Annotated in this window: 27 protein-coding genes; 18 read left to right on the plus strand and 9 right to left on the minus strand. The window is 67.6% G+C overall.

What is annotated here, in order from left to right:
* Positions 1-19 precede the first annotated feature (19 nt).
* The gene (gene grpE, locus ACAV_RS06080) at positions 20-589 is read right to left on the minus strand and encodes a nucleotide exchange factor GrpE (protein ID WP_013593701.1); all 570 of its coding nucleotides are present in this window, start codon (positions 587-589) and stop codon (positions 20-22) included.
* 237 nt (positions 590-826) lie between these two features.
* Between grpE and rpsF the strand changes: the two genes are divergently transcribed.
* The 6 genes from rpsF to ACAV_RS06110 all read left to right on the plus strand — a co-directional run bounded on the left by rpsF (position 827) and on the right by ACAV_RS06110 (position 4919).
* Positions 827-1204 (plus strand): 30S ribosomal protein S6, encoded by a 378-nt coding sequence (gene rpsF / locus ACAV_RS06085; protein WP_011794371.1) that lies wholly within the window; start codon positions 827-829, stop codon positions 1202-1204.
* 22 nt (positions 1205-1226) lie between these two features.
* Positions 1227-1523: a primosomal replication protein N gene (gene priB / locus ACAV_RS06090; protein ID WP_013593702.1), complete on the plus strand. Its 297-nt coding sequence runs from the start codon at positions 1227-1229 to the stop codon at positions 1521-1523.
* Between the two features lie 19 nt (positions 1524-1542).
* Entirely contained in the window at positions 1543-1824 is a 282-nt protein-coding gene (rpsR, locus tag ACAV_RS06095) for a 30S ribosomal protein S18 (protein WP_011794373.1), read from the plus strand.
* A 12-nt stretch (positions 1825-1836) separates the two neighbouring features.
* Complete coding sequence (gene rplI, locus ACAV_RS06100) at positions 1837-2289, plus strand: 50S ribosomal protein L9 (protein WP_013593703.1); 453 nt, start codon at positions 1837-1839, stop codon at positions 2287-2289.
* Between the two features lie 186 nt (positions 2290-2475).
* Positions 2476-3897, plus strand: coding sequence for a replicative DNA helicase (gene dnaB / locus ACAV_RS06105; protein ID WP_013593704.1), 1422 nt, complete (start codon positions 2476-2478; stop codon positions 3895-3897).
* Between the two features lie 26 nt (positions 3898-3923).
* Entirely contained in the window at positions 3924-4919 is a 996-nt protein-coding gene (locus tag ACAV_RS06110; protein ID WP_013593705.1) for a DUF6348 family protein, read from the plus strand.
* A 9-nt stretch (positions 4920-4928) separates the two neighbouring features.
* On the opposite strand, the gene ACAV_RS06115 is transcribed toward ACAV_RS06110, so the two are convergent.
* The 4 genes from ACAV_RS06115 to ACAV_RS06130 all read right to left on the minus strand — a co-directional run bounded on the left by ACAV_RS06115 (position 4929) and on the right by ACAV_RS06130 (position 8358).
* A complete protein-coding gene (locus tag ACAV_RS06115) occupies positions 4929-5342 on the minus strand; it encodes a hypothetical protein (protein ID WP_013593706.1) in 414 nt (137 codons plus the stop codon).
* Positions 5343-5345: 3 nt separating this feature from the next.
* Entirely contained in the window at positions 5346-7175 is a 1830-nt protein-coding gene (locus ACAV_RS06120; RefSeq protein ID WP_013593707.1) for a PhoH family protein, read from the minus strand.
* Positions 7176-7347: 172 nt separating this feature from the next.
* On the minus strand, positions 7348-7833 hold the full coding sequence (locus tag ACAV_RS06125; protein ID WP_011794378.1) for a peroxiredoxin: 486 nt from the start codon (positions 7831-7833) through the stop codon (positions 7348-7350).
* Between the two features lie 147 nt (positions 7834-7980).
* On the minus strand, positions 7981-8358 hold the full coding sequence (locus tag ACAV_RS06130; protein WP_013593708.1) for an Mth938-like domain-containing protein: 378 nt from the start codon (positions 8356-8358) through the stop codon (positions 7981-7983).
* Positions 8359-8558: 200 nt separating this feature from the next.
* Here ACAV_RS06130 and ACAV_RS06135 point away from each other — a divergent pair, with 200 nt between their 5' ends.
* The 6 genes from ACAV_RS06135 (at position 8559) to ACAV_RS06160 (ending at position 14857) form a co-directional block, all read left to right on the plus strand.
* Complete coding sequence (locus ACAV_RS06135; RefSeq protein ID WP_013593709.1) at positions 8559-9788, plus strand: pyridoxal phosphate-dependent aminotransferase; 1230 nt, start codon at positions 8559-8561, stop codon at positions 9786-9788.
* A 94-nt stretch (positions 9789-9882) separates the two neighbouring features.
* Positions 9883-11217, plus strand: a complete 1335-nt coding sequence (locus ACAV_RS06140; protein WP_013593710.1) for a homoserine dehydrogenase — start codon at positions 9883-9885, stop codon at positions 11215-11217.
* Positions 11217-12662: a threonine synthase gene (thrC, locus tag ACAV_RS06145; protein ID WP_013593711.1), complete on the plus strand. Its 1446-nt coding sequence runs from the start codon at positions 11217-11219 to the stop codon at positions 12660-12662. Before ACAV_RS06140 ends, thrC begins: the two co-directional genes overlap by 1 nt.
* 97 nt (positions 12663-12759) lie before the next feature.
* A complete protein-coding gene (mobB, locus tag ACAV_RS06150; RefSeq protein ID WP_013593712.1) occupies positions 12760-13314 on the plus strand; it encodes a molybdopterin-guanine dinucleotide biosynthesis protein B in 555 nt (184 codons plus the stop codon).
* Positions 13311-14573 carry a molybdopterin molybdotransferase MoeA gene (locus ACAV_RS06155; protein WP_013593713.1) on the plus strand — a complete coding sequence of 421 codons (1263 nt, stop codon included), beginning with the start codon at positions 13311-13313 and terminating at the stop codon, positions 14571-14573. The genes mobB and ACAV_RS06155 overlap by 4 nt, the downstream gene beginning before the upstream one ends.
* The gene (locus tag ACAV_RS06160; RefSeq protein WP_013593714.1) at positions 14570-14857 is read left to right on the plus strand and encodes a MoaD/ThiS family protein; all 288 of its coding nucleotides are present in this window, start codon (positions 14570-14572) and stop codon (positions 14855-14857) included. The genes ACAV_RS06155 and ACAV_RS06160 overlap by 4 nt, the downstream gene beginning before the upstream one ends.
* 10 nt (positions 14858-14867) lie before the next feature.
* On the opposite strand, the gene dapA is transcribed toward ACAV_RS06160, so the two are convergent.
* The 4 genes from dapA to ACAV_RS06180 all read right to left on the minus strand — a co-directional run bounded on the left by dapA (position 14868) and on the right by ACAV_RS06180 (position 17232).
* A complete protein-coding gene (gene dapA / locus ACAV_RS06165) occupies positions 14868-15791 on the minus strand; it encodes a 4-hydroxy-tetrahydrodipicolinate synthase (protein WP_013593715.1) in 924 nt (307 codons plus the stop codon).
* A gap of 158 nt (positions 15792-15949) precedes the next feature.
* Positions 15950-16393 carry a hypothetical protein gene (locus ACAV_RS06170; RefSeq protein WP_013593716.1) on the minus strand — a complete coding sequence of 148 codons (444 nt, stop codon included), beginning with the start codon at positions 16391-16393 and terminating at the stop codon, positions 15950-15952.
* 225 nt (positions 16394-16618) lie between these two features.
* The gene (locus tag ACAV_RS06175; protein WP_013593717.1) at positions 16619-16948 is read right to left on the minus strand and encodes a hypothetical protein; all 330 of its coding nucleotides are present in this window, start codon (positions 16946-16948) and stop codon (positions 16619-16621) included.
* A gap of 29 nt (positions 16949-16977) precedes the next feature.
* Entirely contained in the window at positions 16978-17232 is a 255-nt protein-coding gene (locus ACAV_RS06180; RefSeq protein ID WP_011794389.1) for a hypothetical protein, read from the minus strand.
* 91 nt (positions 17233-17323) lie between these two features.
* Here ACAV_RS06180 and ACAV_RS06185 point away from each other — a divergent pair, with 91 nt between their 5' ends.
* The 6 genes from ACAV_RS06185 to ACAV_RS06210 all read left to right on the plus strand — a co-directional run bounded on the left by ACAV_RS06185 (position 17324) and on the right by ACAV_RS06210 (position 23533).
* On the plus strand, positions 17324-17560 hold the full coding sequence (locus ACAV_RS06185; RefSeq protein WP_013593718.1) for a hypothetical protein: 237 nt from the start codon (positions 17324-17326) through the stop codon (positions 17558-17560).
* A 5-nt stretch (positions 17561-17565) separates the two neighbouring features.
* The gene (gene moaE / locus ACAV_RS06190; RefSeq protein ID WP_013593719.1) at positions 17566-18084 is read left to right on the plus strand and encodes a molybdopterin synthase catalytic subunit MoaE; all 519 of its coding nucleotides are present in this window, start codon (positions 17566-17568) and stop codon (positions 18082-18084) included.
* Between the two features lie 181 nt (positions 18085-18265).
* Positions 18266-20875 (plus strand): ATP-dependent chaperone ClpB, encoded by a 2610-nt coding sequence (gene clpB, locus ACAV_RS06195; RefSeq protein ID WP_013593720.1) that lies wholly within the window; start codon positions 18266-18268, stop codon positions 20873-20875.
* Between the two features lie 28 nt (positions 20876-20903).
* Positions 20904-21257, plus strand: a complete 354-nt coding sequence (locus ACAV_RS06200; RefSeq protein ID WP_013593721.1) for a hypothetical protein — start codon at positions 20904-20906, stop codon at positions 21255-21257.
* 110 nt (positions 21258-21367) lie between these two features.
* Complete coding sequence (locus ACAV_RS06205) at positions 21368-22804, plus strand: coniferyl aldehyde dehydrogenase (RefSeq protein WP_013593722.1); 1437 nt, start codon at positions 21368-21370, stop codon at positions 22802-22804.
* Positions 22805-22999: 195 nt separating this feature from the next.
* Complete coding sequence (locus ACAV_RS06210) at positions 23000-23533, plus strand: GNAT family N-acetyltransferase (RefSeq protein ID WP_013593723.1); 534 nt, start codon at positions 23000-23002, stop codon at positions 23531-23533.
* Positions 23534-23544: the final 11 nt, after the last annotated feature.

The raw sequence follows: 23544 nt of genomic DNA on the forward strand, positions 1-23544 counted from the left end.
CGAGGGCCGGAAGAGGGCGTCACTTCGGTGCCGCCACCGTGACGAGGGCCGGACGCAGCACCCGGTCGGCGATGACGTAGCCTTTCTGCAGCACGGACACGATGGTGTTGGGCTCCTGCTCGGCGGGCACCATGCTGATGGCCTGGTGCTGGTGGGGGTCGAACTTCTCGCCCGCGCCCGGCTGGATCGCCAGCACCTTGTTGCGCTCGAGGGCGGAGGTGAGCTGGCGCAGCGTGGCGTCGGTGCCCTCGCGCAGCTGCTCGATCGTGGCGTCCTTGATGGCGAGTGCCGCCGTCAGGCTGTCGGCCACGGGCAGAAGGCTTTCAGCGAAGCTCTCGATGCCGAACTTGCGGGCCTTGGAGACTTCCTCGTCCGCGCGGCGGCGGGCGTTCTCGGCTTCGGCCTTGGCGCGCAGGAACTGGTCGGCGAGGTCGGCGCTCTTGGCCTTGAGCTCGGCCAGTTCGTTCTGCAGGCGGCCCAGCTCATCCGCCGCATGCGCGGCCATGGTCGCCTCCACCGCTTCAGGGCTCTCGGACGGGGACGCCGGCGCCGCGGCGTTCTGGGGGGCTGGATGCTGTTGATCGGACATGTCGGTTGTTCTGGTGTAAGTGAATGAACGATGGACGCACGGCACCTGGGTGCAAAGGGAGGGATTTCAAGCGAAATCCCGCCAAATTCCGGCATCTGCTGCCCGGGCGGGGCGCGAAGTGCACATGCCGGCGCCAGGAGTGTACAAGCCGGCGATGCCAGGGCTATAATCGCCGGCTTTGCCTTGCCACACTGCTTCACATGACGCGGCGGGTGGCTCATCCCAGAAGGAGATTACATGCGTCACTACGAAATCATCTTGCTGATCCATCCGGATCAAAGCGAACAGGTTCCAGCCATGCTGGAGCGCTACAAGGGCATGATCACTGCCGGCGGCGGCAAGATCCATCGCGTGGAAGACTGGGGCCGCCGCCAGCTGGCCTACATGATCAACAAGCTCGCCAAGGCCCATTACCTGTGCGTGAACATCGAGGCCGACCAGGCCGTGATGGCTGAACTGGAGCATGCCTTCAAGTTCAACGACGCCGTGCTGCGCCACCTGACCGTCGTGAAGAAGAAGGCCGAGACCGGCGCTTCCTCGATGATGAAGACCGTCGAGCGCGAAGAGGCACGCAAGGCCAGCCAGGCCGAGTTCGCCGCTGCCAACGAGCGCTGATCCGACCGCTTCCCCGGGAGCCGTGGAACCCCTCAACAGCGTGACGCTGACGGCCTGCATCGCGGAGACCAAGCCTCTGCGGTACACCCCGTCCGGCCTGCCCGCCCTGGACCTGAAGCTCGAGCACGGCTCGAAGCAGTCCGAGGCAGGCGTGCAGCGCGACGTTGCGGCGGTGGTGAAGGCGGTGGCCTTCGGCGCATTGGCCGAACGCCTCGCCCGGCAGGCACTGGGCAGCCTCTGGACCTTCCAGGGCTTCCTCGCCACGCCGCGCAACGCCAAGACACTGGTGTTCCACGTCCAGGACATTCAACAAGATTAATTTTCAAGAGGCTTCCCAAATGGCCACGTTCAAGAAATTCAACAAGGACAAGCGTCCGAAGCGCAACACCCAGTCGCTGCTGTTCAAGCGCAAGCGCTTCTGCCGCTTCACGGTCGCCGGCGTCGAAGAGATCGACTACAAGGATGTCGACACGCTGCGTGACTTCATCGCCGAAAACGGCAAGATCATCCCCGCGCGCCTGACCGGCACGCGCGCCATCTACCAGCGTCAGCTGAACACCGCCATCAAGCGCGCGCGCTTCCTGGCCCTGGTGCCCTACAGCGACCAGCACAAGATCTGAGGAGCAAGAGCCATGCAAATCATCCTGCTCGACAAAGTGGTCAACCTCGGCAACCTGGGCGAAATCGTCAAGGTCAAGGACGGCTACGCACGCAACTTCCTGATCCCCTCGGGCCGCGCACGCCGCGCCACCGAAGCCAACAAGGCCGAATTCGAAGCCAAGCGCGCCGAACTCGAGAAGGCTGCAGCCGCCAAGCTGGCTGAAGCCCAAGGCCAAGGCGAGAAGCTCGGCGGCACGACCGTCAAGCTGACGCAGAAGGCTGGCGTGGACGGCCGCCTGTTCGGCTCCGTCACCAACCACGACATCGCCGAAGAGCTGAACAAGCAAGGCTACAAGGTCGCCAAGTCGCAGGTCCGCCTGCCCAGCGGCCCCATCAAGACCGTGGGCGACTCCACGGTGAGCGTGGCCCTGCACACCGACGTGGTGGTGGAAGTCACCGTGTCCGTGTACGGCGAAACCGCCTGACCGGCCGGAAAGCCGGAGCGCTTTCCATCCCGGCAAAAGCCGCCTCCCGAGGCGGCTTTTGCGTTTTCTGGCGCTGCATCCATGCACCGCCGGCCCACCGGCTGTGAACGGCTTTTCCACAGACTTGTCCACTGACCGACAGTTTCCGGCCCCGTTGCCGTGCCGGAAGCGCAAGGATCGATTGCCATGAGTTCCGACTTCCCTCCGCTGCACGAATCCGATTTCGCGTCTTCCGCCCCGGCGGACCAGGAGGTGGCCCGGTTGCGCATGCCTCCGCATTCGCTGGAGGCCGAGTCCAGCGTGCTGGGCGGGCTGCTGCTCGACAACATGGCCTGGGACCGGGTGGGCGACCTGCTGGTCGATGGGGACTTCTACCGGCACGAGCACCAGCTCATCTATTCGGCCATCGGCAAGCTGGTGAATGCCAGCAAGCCGGCGGACGTGATCACGGTCTTCGGGGAGCTGCAGAGCCTGGGCAAGGCCGAGGAGGTGGGCGGGCTGGCCTACCTCAACAACCTGGCGCAATACGTTCCCAGCGCCACCAACATCCGCCGCTACGCGGAGATCGTGCGCGAGCGCTCCATCCTGCGCAAGCTGGTCACGGCGAGCGACGAGATCTCCACGACGGCCTTCAATCCGAAGGGCAAGACGGTCGAGAAGATCCTGGACGAGGCCGAATCCAAGATCTTCGCCATCGGCGAGGAGGGCTCGCGCAACAAGCAGGGCTTCCAGTCGCTCGACACCCTGGTGGTGGACCTGCTGGACCAGGTGCAGGAGATGGCGGACAACCCGATGGACGTGACCGGCGTGCCGACGGGCTTCGCCGACCTGGACCGCATGACCTCGGGCCTGCAGGCCGGCGACATGATCGTGCTGGCCGCGCGTCCCTCGATGGGCAAGACCTCGTTCGCCGTGAACATTGCCGAGCATGTGGCGCTCAACGAGGGCCTTCCCGTGGCCATCTTCTCGATGGAAATGGGGGCTGCCCAACTGGCCGTGCGTATCGTGGGTTCGATCGGCCGCGTGAACCAGGGCAACCTGCGCACCGGCAAGCTGACCGACGAGGAATGGCCGCGCCTGACCGAAGCGATCGAGCGCCTGCGTACCGTGTCCCTGCACATCGATGAAACGCCGGGCCTGACCCCGGGCGAACTGCGGGCCAATGCCCGCCGCCTGGCCCGCCAGTGCGGCAAGCTCGGCCTGATCGTGGTGGACTACCTGCAGCTCATGAGCGGCTCGGGCGCGGGCAGCGCCGACAACCGGGCGACCGAACTCGGCGAAATCTCCCGGGGCCTCAAGATGCTGGCCAAGGAGCTGCAGTGCCCGGTGATCGCGCTCTCGCAGCTCAACCGCTCGGTGGAGCAGCGCACCGACAAGCGCCCCATGATGTCCGACCTGCGCGAATCCGGCGCCATCGAGCAGGATGCGGACATCATCATGTTCATCTACCGCGACGACTACTACAACAAGGACTCCAAGGAGCCCAACGTGGCCGAGGTCATCATCGGCAAGCAGCGGAACGGCCCCACCGGCACGGTGAAGCTGTTTTTCCAGAAGAACCAGACGCGGTTCGAGAACCTCGCCATGGGGTCGGGCGACGATTTCTGAAGCTCGTGCCACTGAGGAGAGCCGCCTTGAAGTACCGGGTCATCAAACCCCACCGGAGTGAATACCCGGAGCCTATCTGTCTGCTGAAGGATGAGGAAGTGCGGATAGGCGAGCGGTATGAAGGACCTGAAGGCTGGGATGAATGGTATTTCTGTGCAACGGCAGTCCATCCAGGAGGCTGGGTGCCCGGCCAGGTGATCGAGCAGTTGGAGAGGGGCTGCGGCAAGTTGCTGGAGGACTACAGTGCCCGTGAACTGGACGTTGACGAAGGCGAAGTGCTGACAGGTTCTCGCATGCTGAATGGCTGGCTGTGGTGCGAGTCTTCCAACTCATCCAGTCCTGGCTGGGTGCCACTTGCGAACCTGGAGCTGCTGGACGGCGACGCATCGGGCGATGACGCGGAGTTGCCGATGCGATTGCTGGTCGATTTGTTCGCGGCGCATGGTTTGCAGGGGCCTGTGCATCGAGGCTGGCTTTTGCCTGGCGAGCGCCTTCCGTGTGTCACAGCGGTCTGGACCCGCCGCGATTCAAGGATGGGAATCCTGTCCATCCACGTGCATTTCCTGGAAGGGCCTGATTTGGTGGAGGCTTTCACCGGTCTCGGGGAAACGGACGGGGAGGGAATCCGCAATGGATTCGCTGCATTCATTGAAGGTGGACTCCATGCTGTGCTCGGCGCAATCTGGGAAAGGGCGGGTCCGCATCCGTGGCCGCAGCAATGGCGCATCGGGAAACAGGACTGCGAGGTCTTCGCCGGGCCCTGGCAGGCACGTGGCGGTCGGTTGCACGCCTGCGGGCTGGATGCGGCGATTCGCGCCGCGATCGAGGTGCAGCCGTTGGAGTCAGACCTGCATTGGTTCCGTTTTTTCGTAGCCCATTTCAATGGCCAAACGACACTGGAAGCTCTCAAGGACAACCAGCCATGGCCGGAAGGCCTGAGCGTCCTCCAATCCAGAAAATGGGAGTTTCCGCAAGGCTACGGCAGCCTGCGCCGCTTCATGGCGGTCCGCCAACGCGGCTGAAGAAACGGGTCACCGCCAGCCCTTGGCGACAACGTACGCAATCGTTCCCAGCAACACTACGCCCAGCACCCCGCAGGCCACCGCCAGGCGCTGCGCACCGGTGCGCAGCGCGCTCACGGTGGCGACGAGCTGGGCGTTCTGCTGGGCGAGCTGTTCGATGACTTCCAGGGCCTGGCGCTGCGATTGTTCCAGCGCCTGCACCTGGTCTTCCAGTGCGCCGATGCGCTGCAGGGCCAGCTCCTGTGGCGACGGGGCTCCGGATGCCGCCAGGCGTGCGGCTTCCTCGTCCGCCTGTGCCTGTTCGGCCTCCCGCGCTCCCCGGCTGCGCAATAGCCCCTTCGCGGCCTTGATGAGCTGCGGAGAGGCCTCGATCACCTTGTCCCACGGGACGAGCTGGAGAGCGGTGATCCAGCTGATGGCCATGCGTCAGAGCACTTCGCTGGCGAAGTCCGCGAGGCGCGAGCGCTCGCCGCGCGCCAGGGTGATGTGTCCGCTGTGCGGCCAGCCCTTGAAGCGGTCCACCGCATAGGTGAGGCCGGAGGAGCCTTCGGTCAGGTAGGGCGTGTCGATCTGCGCGAGGTTGCCCATGCAGATGATCTTGGTGCCCGGGCCCGCGCGCGTGATCAGCGTCTTCATCTGCTTGGGCGTCAGGTTCTGCGCCTCGTCGATGATGACGTACTTGTTCAGGAAGGTGCGGCCGCGCATGAAGTTCATGCTCTTGATCTTGATGCGGCTGCGGATCAGCTCGTTGGTGGCCGCCCGGCCCCATTCGCCGGCGTTGCCCCCGTCGCCCTTGGCGAGGAATTCGAGGTTGTCGTCCAGTGCGCCCATCCACGGGCCCATCTTCTCCTCCTCGGTGCCGGGCAGGAAGCCGATGTCCTCGCCCACGCTCACGGTGGCGCGGGTCATGATGATCTCGGTGTAGCGGCGCTCGTCCAGCACCTGCGTGAGGCCGGCGGCGAGGGCCATCAGGGTCTTGCCCGTGCCGGCCGTGCCGGTGAGCGTGACGAAATCGACCTCCGGGTCCATGAGCAGGTTCATCGCGAAGTTCTGCTCGCGGTTGCGCGTGTTCACGCCCCAGACGGTGTTCTTTGCCGAGCCGTAGTCCTTGAGGGTCTGCAGCACGGCGGTCTTGTCGCGGATCTCGGTCACCCGCGCGAACAGGCTGGGCTCGCCGGGGGCCTCGAAATAGACGAACTGGTTGATCATGAGCTGCGGCACGATCGGCCCGCCGATGCGGTAGTACGTGTGCGCGCCGCTTTGCCAGCTTTCGACGTTCTTGCCGGTCTTCGTCCAGAAGTCGGCCGGCAGGGCCAGCACGCCGGAGTACAGCAGGTCGCCGTCTTCCAGGGCCTTGTCGTTCTGGTAGTCCTCCGCAGTCAGGCCCAGCGCACGGGCCTTCACGCGCATGTTGATGTCCTTGGACACCAGCACTACCTCGCGCGGCGCGTATTTCTGGCGCAGCGCTTCCACCACGCCGAGGATCTGGTTGTCCGCCTTGCCCACGGGCAGGCTGGTGGGCAGCTGGTAGTCCAGTGGTTCGGTCTGGAAGTACAGGCAGCCGCCGGCCGCGCGCTGGCCCGTGGCATCCAGCTTGAGGCCGCGGGCGATGTCGGCGCCCTGGGTGGCGGCGAGCTGGTCGAGCGTGCGGCTCGCCTGCCGGCCGTTGCGCGCCACTTCGGTCATGCCCTTCTTGTGGCCGTCGAGCTCTTCCAGCACGATCATGGGCAGGAAGATGTCGTGCTCCTCGAAGCGGAAGAGGCTGGTGGGATCGTGCAGCAGGACGTTGGTGTCCAGCACGAACATCTTCGTGGGCCCGGTGCCGCGGCCCTTGCGGGGGCGTGCGGCGGCCTCGGGCGCAGGTGCGGCTGCGCGGACGGCAGGCGACTCGCGCCTGGCCTCAGGTGCCACGGCCTGGATGGGCGCCGGCGCCGTGGCCGGGGCGGTGCGCCTGGCGGTGCGCCGGGATGCCACGGGCGCCGTGGCGGGGGCCGCAGCCACCGGTGCCGGGGCTGGTTCCGCGGCGGCAGGAGCCGCGGCGGTGCGTGCGCGGCTTGCGCTGGCCGTGGTGCCGGGGGCGGCTTTCCTGGCCGCCTTGCGCGGCGCGGGGGCACTGCCGGCCGGCAGCGCTGCCGGGCTGGTCACATCCAGGGATTCCTCGGTCTGCGGATCTTCCATGCGGGATTTGGCGGTGGCGCGGAAGGCATCCGGAGAAAGCAGGGCGGCGCGTTTCGTCGGTGCGGGTGGCAGGGGCATGGTGCGGGCCTTGGGAGGAGGACGGGAGGGAGTCAGAAAGCAAAAAGCCGCCTGGAGACCGAGGCGGCTTTATGGGGGTGGGGGAGCGTTGCGTCGTGCAGCAGCATTGAAACCATTATGCACGGTTGCCGTGGCACTCCCGGCATGCCGCGCGCAACGCGGCTGTAGGCGCTTACGCCGCCTTCTTGAGGGCCTTGATGGACTTCACGGCCTTGAGGACCTCGTCCACGTGGCCGGGCACCTTGAGGCCGCGCCATTCCTGGACCAGCACGCCATCGGGGCCGATGAGGAAGGTGCTGCGCTCGATGCCCTTGACCTTCTTGCCGTACATGATCTTGTTCTTGACCACGCCGAACATGTGGCACATCTTCTCTTCGGTGTCGGCGATGAGTTCGAAGGGCAGTTCCAGCTTTTCCTTGAAGTCGTCGTGGGACTTCATGTTGTCCCGCGACACGCCGAACACGGCGGCGCCCGCCTGGGCGAAATCCTCGTACTTGTCGCGGAACTGCATGGCCTCGGTCGTGCAGCCGGGGGTGTTGTCCTTGGGATAGAAGTACAGGATCAGGATCTGGCCGAGGTGCGATGTGTTGGAGACCTTGATGCCACCGGTCGCGTTGGCTTCGAATTCGGGGAGGGGTTTGTTGACAACGATCGCCATGGCACTTCAATCTTTGATGTAGTCGTTGAAAAGCCGGAGGAGTTGTGTGTTATTGCTCTTGGAAGGCCTCCGACCGCAACCCGTAATTTTACCTTGAAACGGACTCTTTCGCGAATCGCAGGTCTGTAACCAAGATCCACGCGCGTTTCACGCCTTGGGTTCCAGCAGCAGCGCGGCGACCACGTGGCGGCCTTCCCCCGCCAGGATGTTGTAGGTCCGGCAGGCGGCCTGGGTGTCCATGGTCTCCAGGCCGATGCGCCGCGCCACGAGGGGGCGCAGCCAGGCCAGGGGCGGAAACCGGTTGCGCTGGCCGCTGCCAAAGATGACCACTTCGGCGTCGAGCTCTGCGAGCAGCGCGAAATGCTCGGCGGTGAGGTCCTCGAAGCGGTTGCACTGCCATTCCCGCCGCTCACCCCGGGAGCCGATCACCACGCTGCCGGTGAGCTTTTCCCCATCGACCGCGATCCAGTCCGGGCCGTAGGCGCTGATGGTCTGGGCTTCGGAGCGGTCGGGCTGGAATTTCATGGGAAGGGGCGCCTTCGGAAGTGCGTTGTGGGCCGGCACGGCACCCGGCGGAGCGGGGCGGGGTTCCACCGTGGAACTGTGGTCAAATTATAGGTTTCGCCAGAGGCTGCGCCGCCTGGCGGGGTATCGGGGAGCTTTCTCCGGCGCCTTACCGTTCACTCTTCCTGGCCCCGCGGCGTGCGCCCCGGGCCCGTCGCACGATGAAGACGATCCACAAGTCCGCGAAGCTGAATAACGTTCTCTACGATGTGCGGGGCCCGATCGTGGATGCGGCCAAGCAGATGGAGGACGAGGGCCAGAAGATCATCAAGCTCAACATCGGCAACCTCGCGCCGTTCGGCTTCGATGCACCCGAAGAGATCCAGCAGGACATGATCCGCAACCTGCCGAACTCGGCAGGCTATTCGGACAGCAAGGGCATCTTCGCGGCGCGCAAGGCCGTGATGCACTACAGCCAGCAGCAGGGCGTGAAGGGCGTGACGCTCGACGACATCTACCTGGGCAATGGCGCGAGCGACCTGATCACCATGGCCACGAATGCGCTGCTCGACGATGGCGACGAGCTGCTGGTGCCGGCGCCCGACTACCCGCTCTGGACCGCGGCGGCCAGTCTGTCCGGCGGCCGGCCGGTGCACTACCTGTGCGACGAGGCGAACGGCTGGATGCCGAACCTCGACGACATCCGCGCCAAGATCACGCCCCGCACCAAGGGCCTCGTGGTGATCAACCCGAACAACCCCACGGGCGCGCTCTATTCCGACGAGCTGCTGCGCGGGCTCGTGCAGATCGCGCGCGACCATGGCCTCGTGCTGCTGGCCGACGAGGTGTACGACAAGGTGCTCTACGACGGCGAGCGCCACACGGCCATGGCCAGCCTCTCGACCGACGTGCTCACGCTCACCTTCAATTCGCTCTCGAAGGCCTACCGCTCGTGCGGCTACCGCGCCGGCTGGATGGTGGTGTCGGGCAACAAGGCCGTGGCCCGCGACTACATCGAGGGCATCAACATGCTCGCCAACATCAAGCTGGGCTCCAACGTGCCCGGGCAGTGGGCGATCCAGACCGCGCTGGGCGGCTACCAGAGCATCAATGACCTGGTCCGGGAAGGCGGGCGCCTCTGCCGGCAGCGCGACCTGGCCTACGAACTCATCTCGGCGATCCCGGGCGTGAGCTGCGTGAAGCCCAAGGCGGCGCTGTACATGTTCCCGCGCCTCGACCCGGCCATGTACCCTATCGCCGACGACCGCCAGTTCTTCATGGAAGTGCTGCGCGCCACGCGCGTGATGCTGGTGCAGGGATCGGGCTTCAACTATCCCGACCAGCAGCATTTCCGCATCGTGTTCCTCCCGCACGAGGACGACCTGCGCGAGGCGATCGGCCGCCTGGCGGACTTCCTGGCGCTCTACCGCCAGAAGCACGCGGCCGCGTGATGCGCGGCGGCACCCTGTTCCTTCCGAGTTCCAACCATTGCCGGCAGCGCACCACCTCCCGCGCCGCGGCACTTTCTGACTGAGATTTCCGACCATGAAACCGATCCAAGTGGGCCTGCTGGGCATTGGCACCGTCGGCAGCGGCGTGTTCAACGTGCTGCGACGCAACCAGGAGGAGATCCGCCGCCGCGCGGGCCGCGGCATCGAGATCGCCATGGTGGCGGACCTCGACGTGGAACGCGCCCGCTCCGTCGCCGGCAGCAGCGTGCAGGTGGTGAACGACGCGCGCGCCGTGATCGCCAACCCCGACATCGACATCGTCGTGGAACTGATCGGCGGCTACGGCGTGGCCAAGGCGCTGGTGCTGGAAGCCATCGCGGCCGGCAAGCACGTGGTCACGGCCAACAAGGCCCTGCTGGCGGTGCATGGCACGGAGATCTTCGCGGCCGCATCGGCCAAGGGCGTGATGGTGGCCTTCGAGGCCGCCGTGGCCGGCGGCATCCCGATCATCAAGGCGCTGCGCGAGGGCCTGACGGCCAACCGCATCCAGTGGATCGCGGGCATCATCAACGGCACGACGAACTTCATCCTCTCGGAGATGCGCGACAAGGGCCTTGACTTCGACGTGGTGCTCAAGGAGGCGCAGCGCCTGGGCTACGCCGAGGCCGACCCGACCTTCGACATCGAGGGCGTGGATGCGGCCCACAAGGCCACGATCATGAGCGCCATCGCCTTCGGCATTCCGGTGCAGTTCGACAAGGCGTATGTGGAAGGCATCACCAAGCTCGCCGCGGCGGACATCCGCTATGCCGAGCAGCTCGGCTACCGCATCAAGCTGCTGGGCATCGCCAAGCGGCGCGAGGGCGGGGTGGAACTGCGCGTGCATCCGAGCCTGGTGCCGTCCAAGCGGCTGATCGCCAACGTGGAGGGCGCGATGAATGCCGTGGTGGTGCAGGCCGATGCGGTGGGCACCACGCTCTACTATGGCAAGGGCGCGGGCAGCGAGCCCACGGCCAGCGCCGTGATCGCCGACCTGGTGGACATCGCCCGCCTGGCGGCGGCCGACCCGGAACACCGCGTGCCGCACCTGGCCTTCCAGCCGAACACGCTCGACGAGGCGCGCGACGCGCTGCCCGTGCTGCCCATGGCCGAGGTGGTCACCAGCTACTACCTGCGCCTGCGCGTGGCCGACGAGGCCGGCGTGCTCGCCAAGGTGACGGGGCTGCTGGCCGGCGCCGGCATCAGCATCGACGCCGTGCTGCAGCGCGAGGCCGACGAGGTGGGCGGAGAGGGCGCCACGCACACCGACCTGATCATCCTCACGCACGACACGCGCGAGGGCACGATGAACGAAGCGATCGCGCAGATGCAGGCCCTGCCCACGGTGCTGGGGCCGATCGTGCGTGTCCGCAAGGAGGAGCTGAACTGATGCGATACCTCTCCACCCGCGGCCACGCGGACCGCAAGAGCTTCTGCGAGATCCTGCTCGAAGGCCTGGCGCCCGACGGCGGGCTGTACCTGCCGGAGCATTACCCGCAGATCGACGACGCCGCGCTCACGCGGCTGCGCGCGGCCTACCATGAGCAGGGCTACGCGGAGCTGGCATTCCAGATCCTGTCGCTCTACATCGACGACATCCCGGCTGCCGACCTCAAGCGCCTGTGCGAGAAGACGTACACGGCCGAGGTGTTCGGCACGGGCGAGATCGTGCCGCTGCGCCACCTGGAGAACAGCCTGTGGCTGGAGGCGCTCTCCAACGGCCCCACGCTGGCGTTCAAGGACATGGCGATGCAACTGCTGGGCAACCTGTTCGAGTACGAACTGGGCCGGCGCGGCGAGGAGCTGAACATCCTGGGCGCGACCAGCGGCGACACGGGCAGCGCGGCCGAGTACGCGATGCGCGGCAAGCGCGGCATCCGCGTGTTCATGACGAGCCCGCACGGCCGCATGAGCGCCTTCCAGCAGGCGCAGATGTTCAGCCTGCAGGATGCGAACATCTTCAACATCGCCATCGAAGGCGTGTTCGACGACTGCCAGGACATCGTCAAGGCCGTGAGCAACGACCTGGAGTTCAAGCGCCGCTTCAAGATCGGCACGGTGAACTCGATCAACTGGGCCCGGCTGCTCGCCCAGGTGGTGTACTACTTCGCGGGCTACGTGCAGGCCACCGAGTCGAACGACCAGAAGGTCAGCTTCACGGTGCCCTCGGGCAATTTCGGCAACGTCTGCGCGGGCCATGTGGCGCGCATGATGGGCCTGCCCATCGACAGGCTCGTGGTGGCGACCAACGAGAACGACGTGCTCGACGAGTTCTTCCGCACGGGCATCTACCGCGTGCGCGGCAGCGCCGACACGCACGAGACGTCGAGCCCCTCGATGGACATCAGCAAGGCCAGCAATTTCGAGCGCTTCGTGTTCGACCTGCTGGGCCGTGACGCGGAGGCCACGCGCCGGCTGTTCGGCGAAGCCGTGGTGCGCGAGGGCCGCTTCGACCTGAGCAGCGATCCGCGCTTCGCCGAGGCTGCGTCGCGCTACGGGTTCGTGAGCGGGCGCAGCACGCACGCGGACCGCATCGCGACCATCCGCGACACCTTCCAGCGCTTCGGCATCACGATCGACACCCACACGGCTGACGGCGTGAAGGTGGCACGCGAGCACACCGATCCGGGCGTGCCGATGCTGGTCCTGGAAACCGCCCTGCCCATCAAGTTCGCCGAGACGATCCAGGAGGCCCTGGGCCATGCGCCCGAGCGCCCCGCGAAGTTCGACGGCATCGAGAGCCTGCCCAAGCGCGTGCAGGTGATGCCGGCCGACGTGGACCTGGTGAAGGCCTACATCACGCGCCATTGCGACGGGGCGGCCGCGGCGGCCTGACCACCGGGCATGGCCGGGTGACGCCGCACAGGCGCGGGCCGCTTCGGGCGCCGCGCGCGGCGCACTTCCGGCCTCGGCACATCCTCGGAGGGCATGCATGAAAGTCGTCGGTTTCGCTGGTTTCTCCAATAGTGGCAAGACCACGCTCGTCGAGCGCCTGATCCCGCTCATGTGCTCGCACGGGCTGCGCGTGTCGGTGGTCAAGCATGCTCACCACCGGTTCGACATCGACCAGCCCGGCAAGGACACGTGGCGGCACCGCACGGCGGGTGCCTACGAGGTGGTGGCCTCGTCCGACCTGCGCATGGCGCTCATGCGCGAGTACGAGCAGCCGGCCGAGCCCGTGGTGCACGACCTCATTGCCCGTCTGGATGCGGCGGTGGACTGGGTGTTCGTCGAAGGCTTCAAGGAGAGCGACCTGCCCAAGATCGAGGTGTGGCGGTCGCCTTCCGGCGACTATCCGGCCCAGCCCCTGCGTTTCCCCCATGACCCCCGCATCGTGGCCTTGGCGGCCGACGTGCCGGGCGAGCGCCTGCCCGTGCCACCCGGTGCATTGCCGGTCTTCGACGTGGATGCACCGGCCGTGCTGGCCGACTGGCTGCGTGCCGGTGGCGAGCGCTGGGCGTACCGCGGAGCGGAGGTGTCGGCATGAACGCCCCGGCCACGGCACGGGCCCGCCCCCCGCTCAAGCCCCTGGACGATGCGCTGGCGGAACTGCTTGCCCAGGCCGGCCCGCTCGAAGGTACGGAGGAGGTGGACACCTTCGAGGCCGATGGCCGAGTGCTGGCGGTCGATGCCGTGTCTCCGCTGCGGGTGCCTCCGCACGACAACAGCGCCATGGACGGCTATGCCGTGCGCCGGGCGGACGTGGCCGTGGCGGGTGCCTCCCTGGCCACGGAGCTTCCCGTCTCCCAGCGCATCGCGGCCGGCTCCGCGCCGCAGCCGCTGGAGCCGGGCACGGCTGCGCGCATCTTCACGGGCGCTCCCCTGCCGCCCGGCGCCGATGCGGTGTGCATGCAGGAGGACTGCGAGGCGCTGGAGGGTGGCGCGCGCGTGCGCATCCAGGCCGTGCCGCAGCCGGACCAATGGGTTCGGCGTGCGGGCGAGGACATCGAGAACGGCGCGACGGTATCGGCGGCCGGCACGCGGCTGACGCCGGCCGCCCTGGGGCTGGCAGCCAGCATCGGACTGGCCCGGCTGCGCGTGGCGCGCCGGCCCCGCGTCGCGCTGTTTTCCACCGGTGACGAACTGGTGATGCCCGGCGAGGTGCCGCCCGAGCGCATGCCGCCGGGGGCCATCTACAACAGCAACCGCTTCTTCCTGCGCGCGATGCTGCTGCGGCTGGGCTGCGAGGTGTCGGATTTCGGCATCGTGCCCGACCGGCGCGATGCCACGCAGCAGGCGCTCGCCGACGCTGCGGCGGCGCACGACCTGGTGCTTACCAGCGGTGGCGTGTCGGTGGGCGAGGAAGACCATGTGAAGCCTGCCGTGGCAGCGCTCGGGCGCATCGACCTCTGGCAGGTGGCGCTCAAGCCGGGCAAGCCTTTCGCGTATGGCCGCATCGGCGAGCGCGTGCATTTCATGGGACTGCCGGGCAATCCGGTGTCCAGCCTCGTCACCTTCGCGATTCTGGTGCGGCCGTTCCTGCTGCGCCTGCAGGGCGTGCAGGATGTCTCGCCGCGCGCCGTGGAGGCGAAGGCGAATTTCCACTGGCCCCGGGCCGACAAGCGGCGCGAGTTCCTGCGCGTGCGCCGCGATGCCGACGGTGGATTGGATCTGTTCCCCAACCAGGGCTCGGGGGTGCTGACCTCCGCGGCCTGGTGCGATGGACTGGTGGACAACCCGCCGGGCCATACCATCGCCCGTGGCGACACGGTGCGCTTCATCCCGTTTTCCGACCTGCTCGCATGACGTCCGGCACGACCCCTTCATCCTCTCGCGCCGTGACGGTCACCGTGCGGTATTTCGCGTCCATCCGCGAGGCGGTGGGGCAGGGCAGCGAGACCCTGTCCACGCCGGCTGGCACGGTGGGCGCGCTGCGCGATGCGCTGATCGCGCGCGGCGGGCCGTGGGCGGAGAGCCTGGCGCGCGGACGCGCCGTGCGCACGGCGCTGGACCAGGTGCTGTGCGCCGAGGACGCCCTGCTGCCGGACGGTGCCGAGGTCGCGTTCTTCCCCCCCGTGACGGGCGGCTGAGTCCGCCGTATCAGGCCATGGCCTGGTCCAGCGCCTGCAACCGGCGGGCCTGGGCGCGCGCCGCTTCCTGCAGGCGCAGGGAGAGCGCGGCAGAGGCCGGCGCCATGGGCGCGCGCAGGGCGCCGTCCATCCACCCTTCCGCGGCGAGGAGGGCCTTGACCGGTGCCGGATTCGGCTCCGCGAAGAAGGCCTCGATCAGCGGCAGGAGGGCGCGCCAGAGCTCCCGTGCACGGCCGAGGTCGCCGCGCTCGATCGCTTCCAGGCACTGCACGAGGCGCGCGGGCTGCCAGTGGGCACTGGCAGCGATGGCCCCGGCCCCGCCGAGCGCGGCCGTGGTGAAGAGGTGGATGTCCTCGCCTGCCAGTACCTGCAGCGCCCCATCGGCGATGAGGGCCTGCGTCTTGGATGCGTTGCCGCCGCAGTCCTTGAGGGCCCGGATGTTGGGATGGGCCGCCAGGGTGCGCAGCGTGCCCAGTTCCAGCGTGGCACCGGTGCGGTACGGAATGTCGTACACGATGAGCGGCACGGCGCTCGCGTCGGCGATCGCGTGGAACCACTGCAGCAGCCCCGGCTGGGACGGCCGGATGTAATGCGGCGCGGGCACGAGCAGCCCGGCCAGCGGCAACGCGCCGAGACGGCGGGCGCGCTGCACCGCGTGGTCGAGGTGGTGGCCCGACAGGCCCATCACCACCGGGAGGCCACCGGCTGCGTCCAGGATGGTGGCCAGCACCGCGTCCTGCTCTGGCCCGTCCAGCGCTGCGGCTTCACCGGTCGATCCGCAGGCCACGAAGCCCGCGATGCCTTCGCCCGCGAGCCGGCGGACCATGGCGCTCAGCCCGGCATGGTCCACCGCGTCTCCCGGTGGGCTGAAGGGGGTCACGAGGGGTATCCACAGGCCGGAGAAATCGCCGCGGGCGCGTTGCGGCCGGGGCATGGAAGGAGGGGACAGCGCTGGGTCGAGGGGCATGCGGCGCAGTGTATCGATGGCGCCGTAAAAGCGTTGTCAATAAGTGCCCTGGCGCGTTTCAAAGTGCGCCCGCCGGGCGTGCGGTCCCGTGCGGAGGGCACACGCCCGTGTGACGGATATACGCTTCAACGCCAACTGCGGAATTGGTGCGTCGGGCTTATGTAGCCAGGCGCATCGCTGTCGCTTCCATCGTCGCTCCGGATATCGTCGGGTATCTGGATACTGTTCCACGCCCGCGCCAGCGCCTCTGCCTCCGCCTGTGCAGTCTGCTGGGGTGTTTGATAGACCACCGCAGGTTCCGTGAAGGGCTGGGTGCCTTGCAGCTGCTGCCTCAAATCGTTCAGCCGTGTGTCGAGCCGATCTACCTGTTCTCCCAGCGGCAGGGCTAGTGAAATTTCCCCCTGCAGACGGTGGAGCTCCTGTTGCTGGGCGCGGAAGGCCGGGTTGCCGGTCGTCCGGTTCAGCAGATCGGCCACTTCGTCGTAGGCCTGCTGGAGTTGCGCGCCGGTGGTCTGCGGCTGCGCGCTGCGGCGCCGCAAACCGCCGAGCACGCCTCCGCCGGATGGCATGGGAGAGGAGTCACGCCCACTGCGTGCACTGGATTCTGCAGGCGCATGGTGCGAAGCCGCACGGCGAGACGACCTGCTGGCCGAAGAAGAGCCTCCGATACATTGATTTCCCATGGTGGATATCTCCAAAATCCATGAGGATCGTCTTCCAATGGCCAGGGTTGTTCTTCGGACGCGAAGACAGCTTGCCTGGAGCGAAAACCAGACGGCGCGCGTCTGGCGGCGCTAGCCGGAAGACGACGGCGTCTCGGGCAACTCTGGACTGCGCCAGCTCAGCAGTTCCGCCAGGCGCAGCGTGATCCACCGCGCCTCGATGGGCGACACGCCGGCGCCGGGGGTGCACAGGCCGGCGTGAATGCGGCCGAGGATCTCCGCCTCCGAGGGCGCCTGCACGTGGTAGAGCGTCTGCGCCTGCTCCACGAGGTGGTTGGCGAGGTCCTCGCACAGTTCGTAGCGTTCGCGTATTTCGGCCGCGGGCGCCGTCAGGCGCTGGCGCGCGTCGCTGTAGAGCGCGGTGAAGGAGGGCGGTACGAGGATCTGGTTGTCGTCATGCATGGGACAGTGCGGGGCAGGCCGGCGGTGGTTCAGTCGGGGGTGAAGAGCCGCTCGAAGCGCCGGGCGTCGTCCGCCTGCTCGAAAGTGACGAGCTGACCCATCTTGTTGTCCTCGCGGCGGCACGCGGCGAACAGGCTGGCCGGGCCCGCCAGGCCGTAGTCCGGCAGGTGGATGAGCGCATACGGATGCGGCACGAAGACCTGGTGGGCATATACGCCGCGGTGCTGGTTGCGCGGCGAAGGGAACAGGACGTAGAGTTCGGTGGTGATGGTCTGCGTGGCCATGGGCGGCCACTGTAGCAAACAGCTCGGACGGCGGCCGTTACCGTGGACAATCCTGCCTGGACATCACGCACACGAGCACGAGGAAGACTGCATGGCACGCCAGGACAAGAACGCATGGGCCGCGAAGGTGGTCGCCCTGATCCGGGGCGGGCAGACGCAGGCCGCCATGGCGCAGATCAAGGTCGCGCCCTCGGCAGGCGACGTCGCGCGGCTGCAGGCGCTGCTGGCGGGCGTGCCGTCCGATACCCCCGTGCGGCGCCAGCTCGATGCGTTCATCGAGGAGGAGCGCGCGCTGCTCGCCGCGCCGCGCCTGCACCGGGCGCCGTGATCGCCATGGCCGGTACGCCGTCTTCCATTCCTCCGGCCTGCGCGGAAGCCGGCGCCCGGGTTTCCATCCAGCCCCAGGATTTCGACGTCTCGGCCGAGCTGGCGGCGCTGCGCGCCCAGGATGGACGCGTGGGTGCCGTCTGCTGCTTCCTGGGCACGGTGCGCGACCGCAGCGACGGAGATGCCGTGGCGTCGATGGAACTGGAGCACTACCCCGGCATGACGGAAAAATCCATCGAGGCGATGGTGGACGAAGCCCAGCGGCGCTTCGACATCTTCGGCGCGCGCGTGGTGCACCGGGTGGGCCTGCTGGCGCCGCAGGACCAGATCGTGCTGGTGGCCGTCACCTCGGCCCACCGCGGCCAGAGTTTCCAGGCCTGCGAATTCCTCATGGATTACCTCAAGACCCAGGCGCCTTTCTGGAAGAAAGAAGCCACGCCGCAAGGCGCGCGCTGGGTGGACGCGCGCGCGAGCGACGACGCGGCGCTGGCCCGCTGGGGCATCGCGTCGGGCAACCACGGCTGACTGGCCGGCGCCGGTCCCATGGCCGGACGGAAAAATCCCTGCACCGTCTTGCAGCAGCAGGTGTGGGTGCTCCTTTTCCGGTAGCAGTGGTGCCGCTTGTGTGATGCACACGCCGCACGGGCAGCTTGAAAACTCCGGGCGGGCCCCTCAATTGCCCACCAGTTCCGGAGGACCACAGACCATGCGTCTCGACAAACTCACCACCAAGTTCCAGGAAGCCCTCGCCGACGCGCAATCGCTCGCGCTGGGCAATGACAACGCCTATATCGAACCCGTGCACCTGCTGGCCGCCATGCTGCGGCAGCAGGAGGGCCCGCGCGCGCTGCTGCAGCGTGCCGGCGCCAACGTGGCCGCCCTGCAGACGGCGGCGGAGAACGCCATCAAGCGCCTGCCCCAGGTGCAGGGCCAGGACCAGGTGCAGGTCGGCCCCGAGCTGGGCCGGCTGCTGCAGGCCACCGAGAAGGAAGCGATCAAGCGCGGCGACCAGTTCATCGCGAGCGAACTCTTCCTGCTCGCGCTCGTGGACGGCAAGGGCGATACCGCCCAGCTGGCGCGCGAGCACGGCCTGACGCGCAAGAGCCTCGAAGCCGCGATCGACGCGGTGCGCGGCGGCGCCCAGGTCAACAGCGCGGAGGCCGAAGGCCAGCGCGAGGCGCTCAAGAAGTACACGCTCGACCTCACCGAGCGCGCCCGGGCCGGCAAGCTCGATCCGGTGATCGGCCGCGACGACGAGATCCGCCGCGCCATCCAGGTGCTGCAGCGCCGCAGCAAGAACAACCCCGTGCTCATCGGCGAGCCCGGCGTGGGCAAGACCGCCATCGTGGAAGGTCTGGCGCAGCGCATCGTCGCGGGCGAGGTGCCCGAGAGCCTGAAGGGCAAGCGCGTGCTGTCGCTCGACATGGCCGCGCTGCTGGCGGGCGCCAAGTACCGCGGCGAGTTCGAGGAGCGGCTCAAGGCCGTGCTGAACGAACTGGCCAAGGACGAGGGCCAGACCATCGTCTTCATCGACGAGCTGCACACCATGGTGGGGGCGGGCAAGGCCGAGGGTGCCATGGACGCGGGCAACATGCTCAAGCCGGCCCTGGCGCGCGGCGAGCTGCACTGCGTGGGTGCGACCACGCTCGACGAGTACCGCAAGTACATCGAGAAGGACGCCGCGCTGGAACGGCGCTTCCAGAAGATCCTCGTGGGCGAGCCCAGCGTGGAGGCGACCATCGCCATCCTGCGGGGCCTGCAGGAGCGCTACGAACTGCACCACGGCGTGGAGATCACCGACCCGGCCATCGTGGCCGCGGCCGAACTGTCCCACCGCTACATCACCGACCGCTTCCTGCCCGACAAGGCCATCGACCTCATCGACGAGGCCGCGGCCAAGATCAAGATCGAGATCGACTCCAAGCCCGAGGCCATCGACAAGCTCGACCGCCGGCTGATCCAGTTGCAGATCGAACGCGAGGCCGTGAGGAAGGAAAAGGACGAAGCCTCGCAGAAGCGCCTGGCGCTGCTGGAGGACGAGATCGGCAAGCTGCAGAAGGAAATCGCCGACCTGGAGGACATCTGGACCTCCGAGAAGGCGCAGGCCCAGGGCAGCCAGCAGGTGCGCGAGCAGGTCGAGAAGGTGAAGCTGCAGATCGAGGAGCTCAAGCGCAAGGGTGACTTCAACAAGGTGGCCGAACTGCAATACGGCAAGCTGCCCGACCTGGAGCGCCAGCTCAAGGAAGCCCAGGCCAAGGAAGAGGGCACCGACGGCACCGCCACGCCCAACCGGCTGCTGCGCACCCAGGTGGGCGCCGAGGAGATTGCCGAGGTCGTGAGCCGCGCCACGGGCATCCCCGTCTCGAAGATGATGCAGGGCGAGAAGGACAAGCTGCTGCAGATGGAAGACAAGCTGCACGAGCGCGTGGTGGGCCAGGACGAGGCCATCGCGGCCGTGGCCAACGCCATCCGCCGCTCGCGCTCGGGTCTCGCCGATCCGAACCGGCCCATGGGCTCGTTCCTGTTCCTCGGCCCCACCGGCGTGGGCAAGACCGAGCTGTGCAAGGCACTGGCAGGCTTCCTGTTCGACAGCGAGGAGCACCTCGTGCGCATCGACATGAGCGAGTTCATGGAGAAGCACTCCGTGGCCCGCCTGATCGGCGCGCCGCCCGGCTACGTGGGTTACGAGGAGGGCGGCTACCTGACCGAGGCCGTGCGCCGCAAGCCCTACAGCGTGCTGCTGCTCGACGAGGTCGAGAAGGCGCATCCGGACGTGTTCAACGTGCTGCTGCAGGTGCTCGACGATGGCCGCCTGACGGATGGCCAGGGCCGTACCGTGGACTTCAAGAACACGGTGATCGTGATGACGAGCAACATCGGCTCGCACCTGATCCAGGCCATGGTCGGCCAGGACGCGGACGACGTGAAGGAAGCGGTCTGGGGGGAACTCAAGAACTATTTCCGGCCCGAATTCCTCAACCGGATCGACGAAACGGTGGTGTTCCATGCGCTCGACGCGAAGAACATCGAAGCGATCGCACGCATCCAGTTGCAACTCCTGGAAGCGCGACTGGCGAAAATGGACCTGCACCTGCAGGTGTCCCCCGGCGCGTTGTCCGAGCTGGCCAAGGTGGGGTTCGATCCGGTGTTCGGCGCCCGCCCCCTCAAGCGCGCGATCCAGCAGCGCATCGAGAATCCCCTCTCGAAGCTGCTGCTGGAAGGCCGCTATCCGCCCAAGAGCGTGATCCCGGTGAACGTGGATCCCGTACAGGACCCTGGGGTCTTCCATTTCGGCGAAGCGGCCGCGGTGGGGTAAGTTCGATGTCGTGTGGAAAGGATGTGCCTTGAATGATTTCCTGGCCGGTGTGATCCGGTGGATCGTGCGCCTCGCGGTCGTGGCCGTGGGGGCGGTGTTTTTCCTGAGCCTGCTCATCGCCGTGGCGCTGCTGGCGTTGGTGTGGGGCGTGCGTTCCCTCTGGGCGCGGCTCACGGGCCAGCCCGCCACGCCATGGACCATGCGCATGGACCCGCGCGAAGGCTGGAGCACGGTGTACCGCAGCACCGCGCGCTGGTCGGCCGCCGGCCGGCGGGGCCAGGCGGCCGATGGGGAGCCGGGTTCGCTGCGCTCGGCCGAACTGCCGGGCGCACGCGCCGACGTCGTGGACGTGCAGCCGCGCGACCTGCCCGGCAAGGTGTGATGTGACCGGCCGGCGCTGCGGCATGCCGGCGCCCGCCCGCACGTGCTTTCCCTGGCTTTTGGAGACGCCCGTTTACATGGCGTTGCGAGGGCCCTCCCTATGATTGCCGCATGACGCCAGACGACATCCGCCACCACTTCCAACTCCAGCGGCAGGCCAGCCGGGAACAGCCCGAGACGCCGCTGCTGGTGCGGCGGGAGCGCCTGCTGCGCATGCGCAAGCTGCTGGACGAGCACGGGCCGGCGCTCGCGGCGGCCGTGCAGGCCGACTTCGGCATCCGCTCGCCGCGCCTGACCGAGGTGGCCGACCTGTTCGTGCTGCGCACCCAGCTCAGGCACACACTGCGGCACCTGGCGCGCTGGAGCAAGCCGCGCCGCGTGCACACCCCGCTGCACCTGCAGCCCGCGCACGCCTTCATTCAGCGCCAGCCGCTGGGCGTGGTGGGGGTGATCGCCCCCTGGAACTACCCCGTGCAGCTCGCGCTCGGGCCGGCCATCTGCGCGCTCGCGGCGGGCAACCGCGTGATGCTCAAGCCCAGCGAACTCACCCCGCACACCTCCGCCCAGCTCGCATCGCTGGTGGCGCAGTTCTTCTCGCCTGAAGAGTTCTGCGTGGTCCAGGGCGATGCGGCCGTGGCCGCGCTGGTGGCTTCGCTGCCCTTCGACCATCTCGTCTTCACGGGTTCCACGGCCGTGGGCCGCAAGGTCGCGCAGGCCGCCGCCGCGCACCTGACGCCCACCACGCTGGAGCTGGGCGGCAAGTCGCCCTGCATCATCGATGCGGACTGCGACCTGCGGGATGCCGCGCTCAAGATCGCGCACGGCAAGCTGTTCAACGCCGGGCAGACCTGCGTGGCGCCCGACTACGTGCTGCTGCCGCGCGGCAGCGAGGGGGCGTTCGCGGAGGCGTACCGCGCCGCAGTGGCGAAGCTGTTCCCGTATTTCGAGGGCAATCCCGACTACGCCTCCATCATCCATTCGCGGCACCTCGCGCGCCTGCGCACCATGCTGCAGCAGGCCCAGACGCAGGGCGCGGAGGTGCATGTGCTCGAACCCGTGCCGGGCTCTCCGCCACCGCCCCCGCAGGGCATCGGCGATGGCGTGGCGCGGCAGATGCCGCCGGTGCTGGTCTTCCATGCCACGCTGCAGATGCAGATCATGCAGGAGGAGATCTTCGGGCCGGTGCTGCCCGTGCTCGGCTACGACCGCCTGCAGGACGCCATCGACCACATCAATTCCGGGCCGCGCCCGCTGGCGCTCTACTGGTTCGGCCGCAGCGAAGCGGTGCGCGATGACGTGCTGCGCCGCACCGTGAGTGGCGGCGTCACCGTGAACGACACGCTGCTGCATGTCGCGCACGACAACCTGCCGTTCGGCGGCGTGGGCGACAGCGGCTGGGGCGCCTACCATGGGGAGCATGGGTTCCTGCGCTTTTGCCACCAGAAATCCGTGCTGGTGCAGTCCCGCTGGTCGCTGGGCCATCTGCTGCATCCGCCCTACGGCGCGCGTTTCGACCGGGTGCTGGAGCTGTTGCGGCGCTGGCTCTGACGGCCTTGCCCCACTTCGGCAGGCCGTGTTTTCGCCGGCTTCCGGAGGGCATTCCGGCCACTGCGCAAGGCTTCGCGCGACCTGTCCGCAGGGCCTTGCAGCACCCATGGACTGGAGCCCGAAAACCAATTGCGCGACAATCGTGGGTTTTGCGTTCCGCACCCCTTTTTTCTTCTTCTGTTCCGTTCGTTCCCAATGTCCAGTATTCAGGCCAGTATTCAGGTCCGTCCCGCCACGCTCCGCGATGCCAAAGCCATCGCCCAGATCCATACGCAGTCCGCGATGGAAGCGTACCGCGGCCTTGTTCCCGACGACCAATTGAAAGCCATGTCTTCGGTCGAGAAACGCCAGGCGTACTGGCGTGAAGCCATCGAGTACTGCGAGCCCCAGGTGCAGGTGGCGGTGGAAGGCGACAAGATCGTCGGCTTCGTCGGTTTCGACCGTTCGCGCGATGCCAAGTCCCGCCCGACCACCGGCGAGATCTGGGCCATCTATGCCGCGCCGTCCCATTGGGACCAGGGCGTGGGCGTGGCCCTCTGGGATGCCGCCCGCGAGGGCCTGCAGCAGGAAGGCTGCACCAACGTGACCGCGTGGGTGCCGATGCGCAACGAGCGCGCGCTGCGCTTCCACGAGCTCGCGGGCTTCAAGCGCGAGATGTCCACCGCCAAGACCGCCGTCATCGGCGGGGTGAAGATCGAGGAAGTGCGCCTGCAGCGCCCCCTCAACTGATCCGCGAGAGC

The sequence above is a fragment of the Paracidovorax avenae ATCC 19860 genome (assembly GCF_000176855.2).
GTDB lineage: Bacteria > Pseudomonadota > Gammaproteobacteria > Burkholderiales > Burkholderiaceae_C > Paracidovorax > Paracidovorax avenae.

Excerpts from the sequence above, each read along its gene's own strand:
- grpE (WP_013593701.1), bottom strand. The coding sequence starts at position 589 with ATGTCCGATCAACAGCATCCAGCCCCCCAGAACGCCGCGGCGCCGGCG.
- rpsF (WP_011794371.1), top strand. The coding sequence starts at position 827 with ATGCGTCACTACGAAATCATCTTGCTGATCCATCCGGATCAAAGCGAA.
- rpsR (WP_011794373.1), top strand. The coding sequence starts at position 1,543 with ATGGCCACGTTCAAGAAATTCAACAAGGACAAGCGTCCGAAGCGCAAC.
- rplI (WP_013593703.1), top strand. The coding sequence starts at position 1,837 with ATGCAAATCATCCTGCTCGACAAAGTGGTCAACCTCGGCAACCTGGGC.
- dnaB (WP_013593704.1), top strand. The coding sequence starts at position 2,476 with ATGAGTTCCGACTTCCCTCCGCTGCACGAATCCGATTTCGCGTCTTCC.
- ACAV_RS06115 (WP_013593706.1), bottom strand. The coding sequence starts at position 5,342 with ATGGCCATCAGCTGGATCACCGCTCTCCAGCTCGTCCCGTGGGACAAG.
- ACAV_RS06120 (WP_013593707.1), bottom strand. The coding sequence starts at position 7,175 with ATGCCCCTGCCACCCGCACCGACGAAACGCGCCGCCCTGCTTTCTCCG.
- ACAV_RS06125 (WP_011794378.1), bottom strand. The coding sequence starts at position 7,833 with ATGGCGATCGTTGTCAACAAACCCCTCCCCGAATTCGAAGCCAACGCG.
- ACAV_RS06130 (WP_013593708.1), bottom strand. The coding sequence starts at position 8,358 with ATGAAATTCCAGCCCGACCGCTCCGAAGCCCAGACCATCAGCGCCTAC.
- ACAV_RS06135 (WP_013593709.1), top strand. The coding sequence starts at position 8,559 with ATGAAGACGATCCACAAGTCCGCGAAGCTGAATAACGTTCTCTACGAT.
- ACAV_RS06140 (WP_013593710.1), top strand. The coding sequence starts at position 9,883 with ATGAAACCGATCCAAGTGGGCCTGCTGGGCATTGGCACCGTCGGCAGC.
- thrC (WP_013593711.1), top strand. The coding sequence starts at position 11,217 with ATGCGATACCTCTCCACCCGCGGCCACGCGGACCGCAAGAGCTTCTGC.
- mobB (WP_013593712.1), top strand. The coding sequence starts at position 12,760 with ATGAAAGTCGTCGGTTTCGCTGGTTTCTCCAATAGTGGCAAGACCACG.
- ACAV_RS06155 (WP_013593713.1), top strand. The coding sequence starts at position 13,311 with ATGAACGCCCCGGCCACGGCACGGGCCCGCCCCCCGCTCAAGCCCCTG.
- ACAV_RS06160 (WP_013593714.1), top strand. The coding sequence starts at position 14,570 with ATGACGTCCGGCACGACCCCTTCATCCTCTCGCGCCGTGACGGTCACC.
- dapA (WP_013593715.1), bottom strand. The coding sequence starts at position 15,791 with ATGCCCCGGCCGCAACGCGCCCGCGGCGATTTCTCCGGCCTGTGGATA.
- ACAV_RS06170 (WP_013593716.1), bottom strand. The coding sequence starts at position 16,393 with ATGCCATCCGGCGGAGGCGTGCTCGGCGGTTTGCGGCGCCGCAGCGCG.
- ACAV_RS06175 (WP_013593717.1), bottom strand. The coding sequence starts at position 16,948 with ATGCATGACGACAACCAGATCCTCGTACCGCCCTCCTTCACCGCGCTC.
- ACAV_RS06180 (WP_011794389.1), bottom strand. The coding sequence starts at position 17,232 with ATGGCCACGCAGACCATCACCACCGAACTCTACGTCCTGTTCCCTTCG.
- ACAV_RS06185 (WP_013593718.1), top strand. The coding sequence starts at position 17,324 with ATGGCACGCCAGGACAAGAACGCATGGGCCGCGAAGGTGGTCGCCCTG.
- moaE (WP_013593719.1), top strand. The coding sequence starts at position 17,566 with ATGGCCGGTACGCCGTCTTCCATTCCTCCGGCCTGCGCGGAAGCCGGC.
- clpB (WP_013593720.1), top strand. The coding sequence starts at position 18,266 with ATGCGTCTCGACAAACTCACCACCAAGTTCCAGGAAGCCCTCGCCGAC.
- ACAV_RS06205 (WP_013593722.1), top strand. The coding sequence starts at position 21,368 with ATGACGCCAGACGACATCCGCCACCACTTCCAACTCCAGCGGCAGGCC.
- ACAV_RS06210 (WP_013593723.1), top strand. The coding sequence starts at position 23,000 with ATGTCCAGTATTCAGGCCAGTATTCAGGTCCGTCCCGCCACGCTCCGC.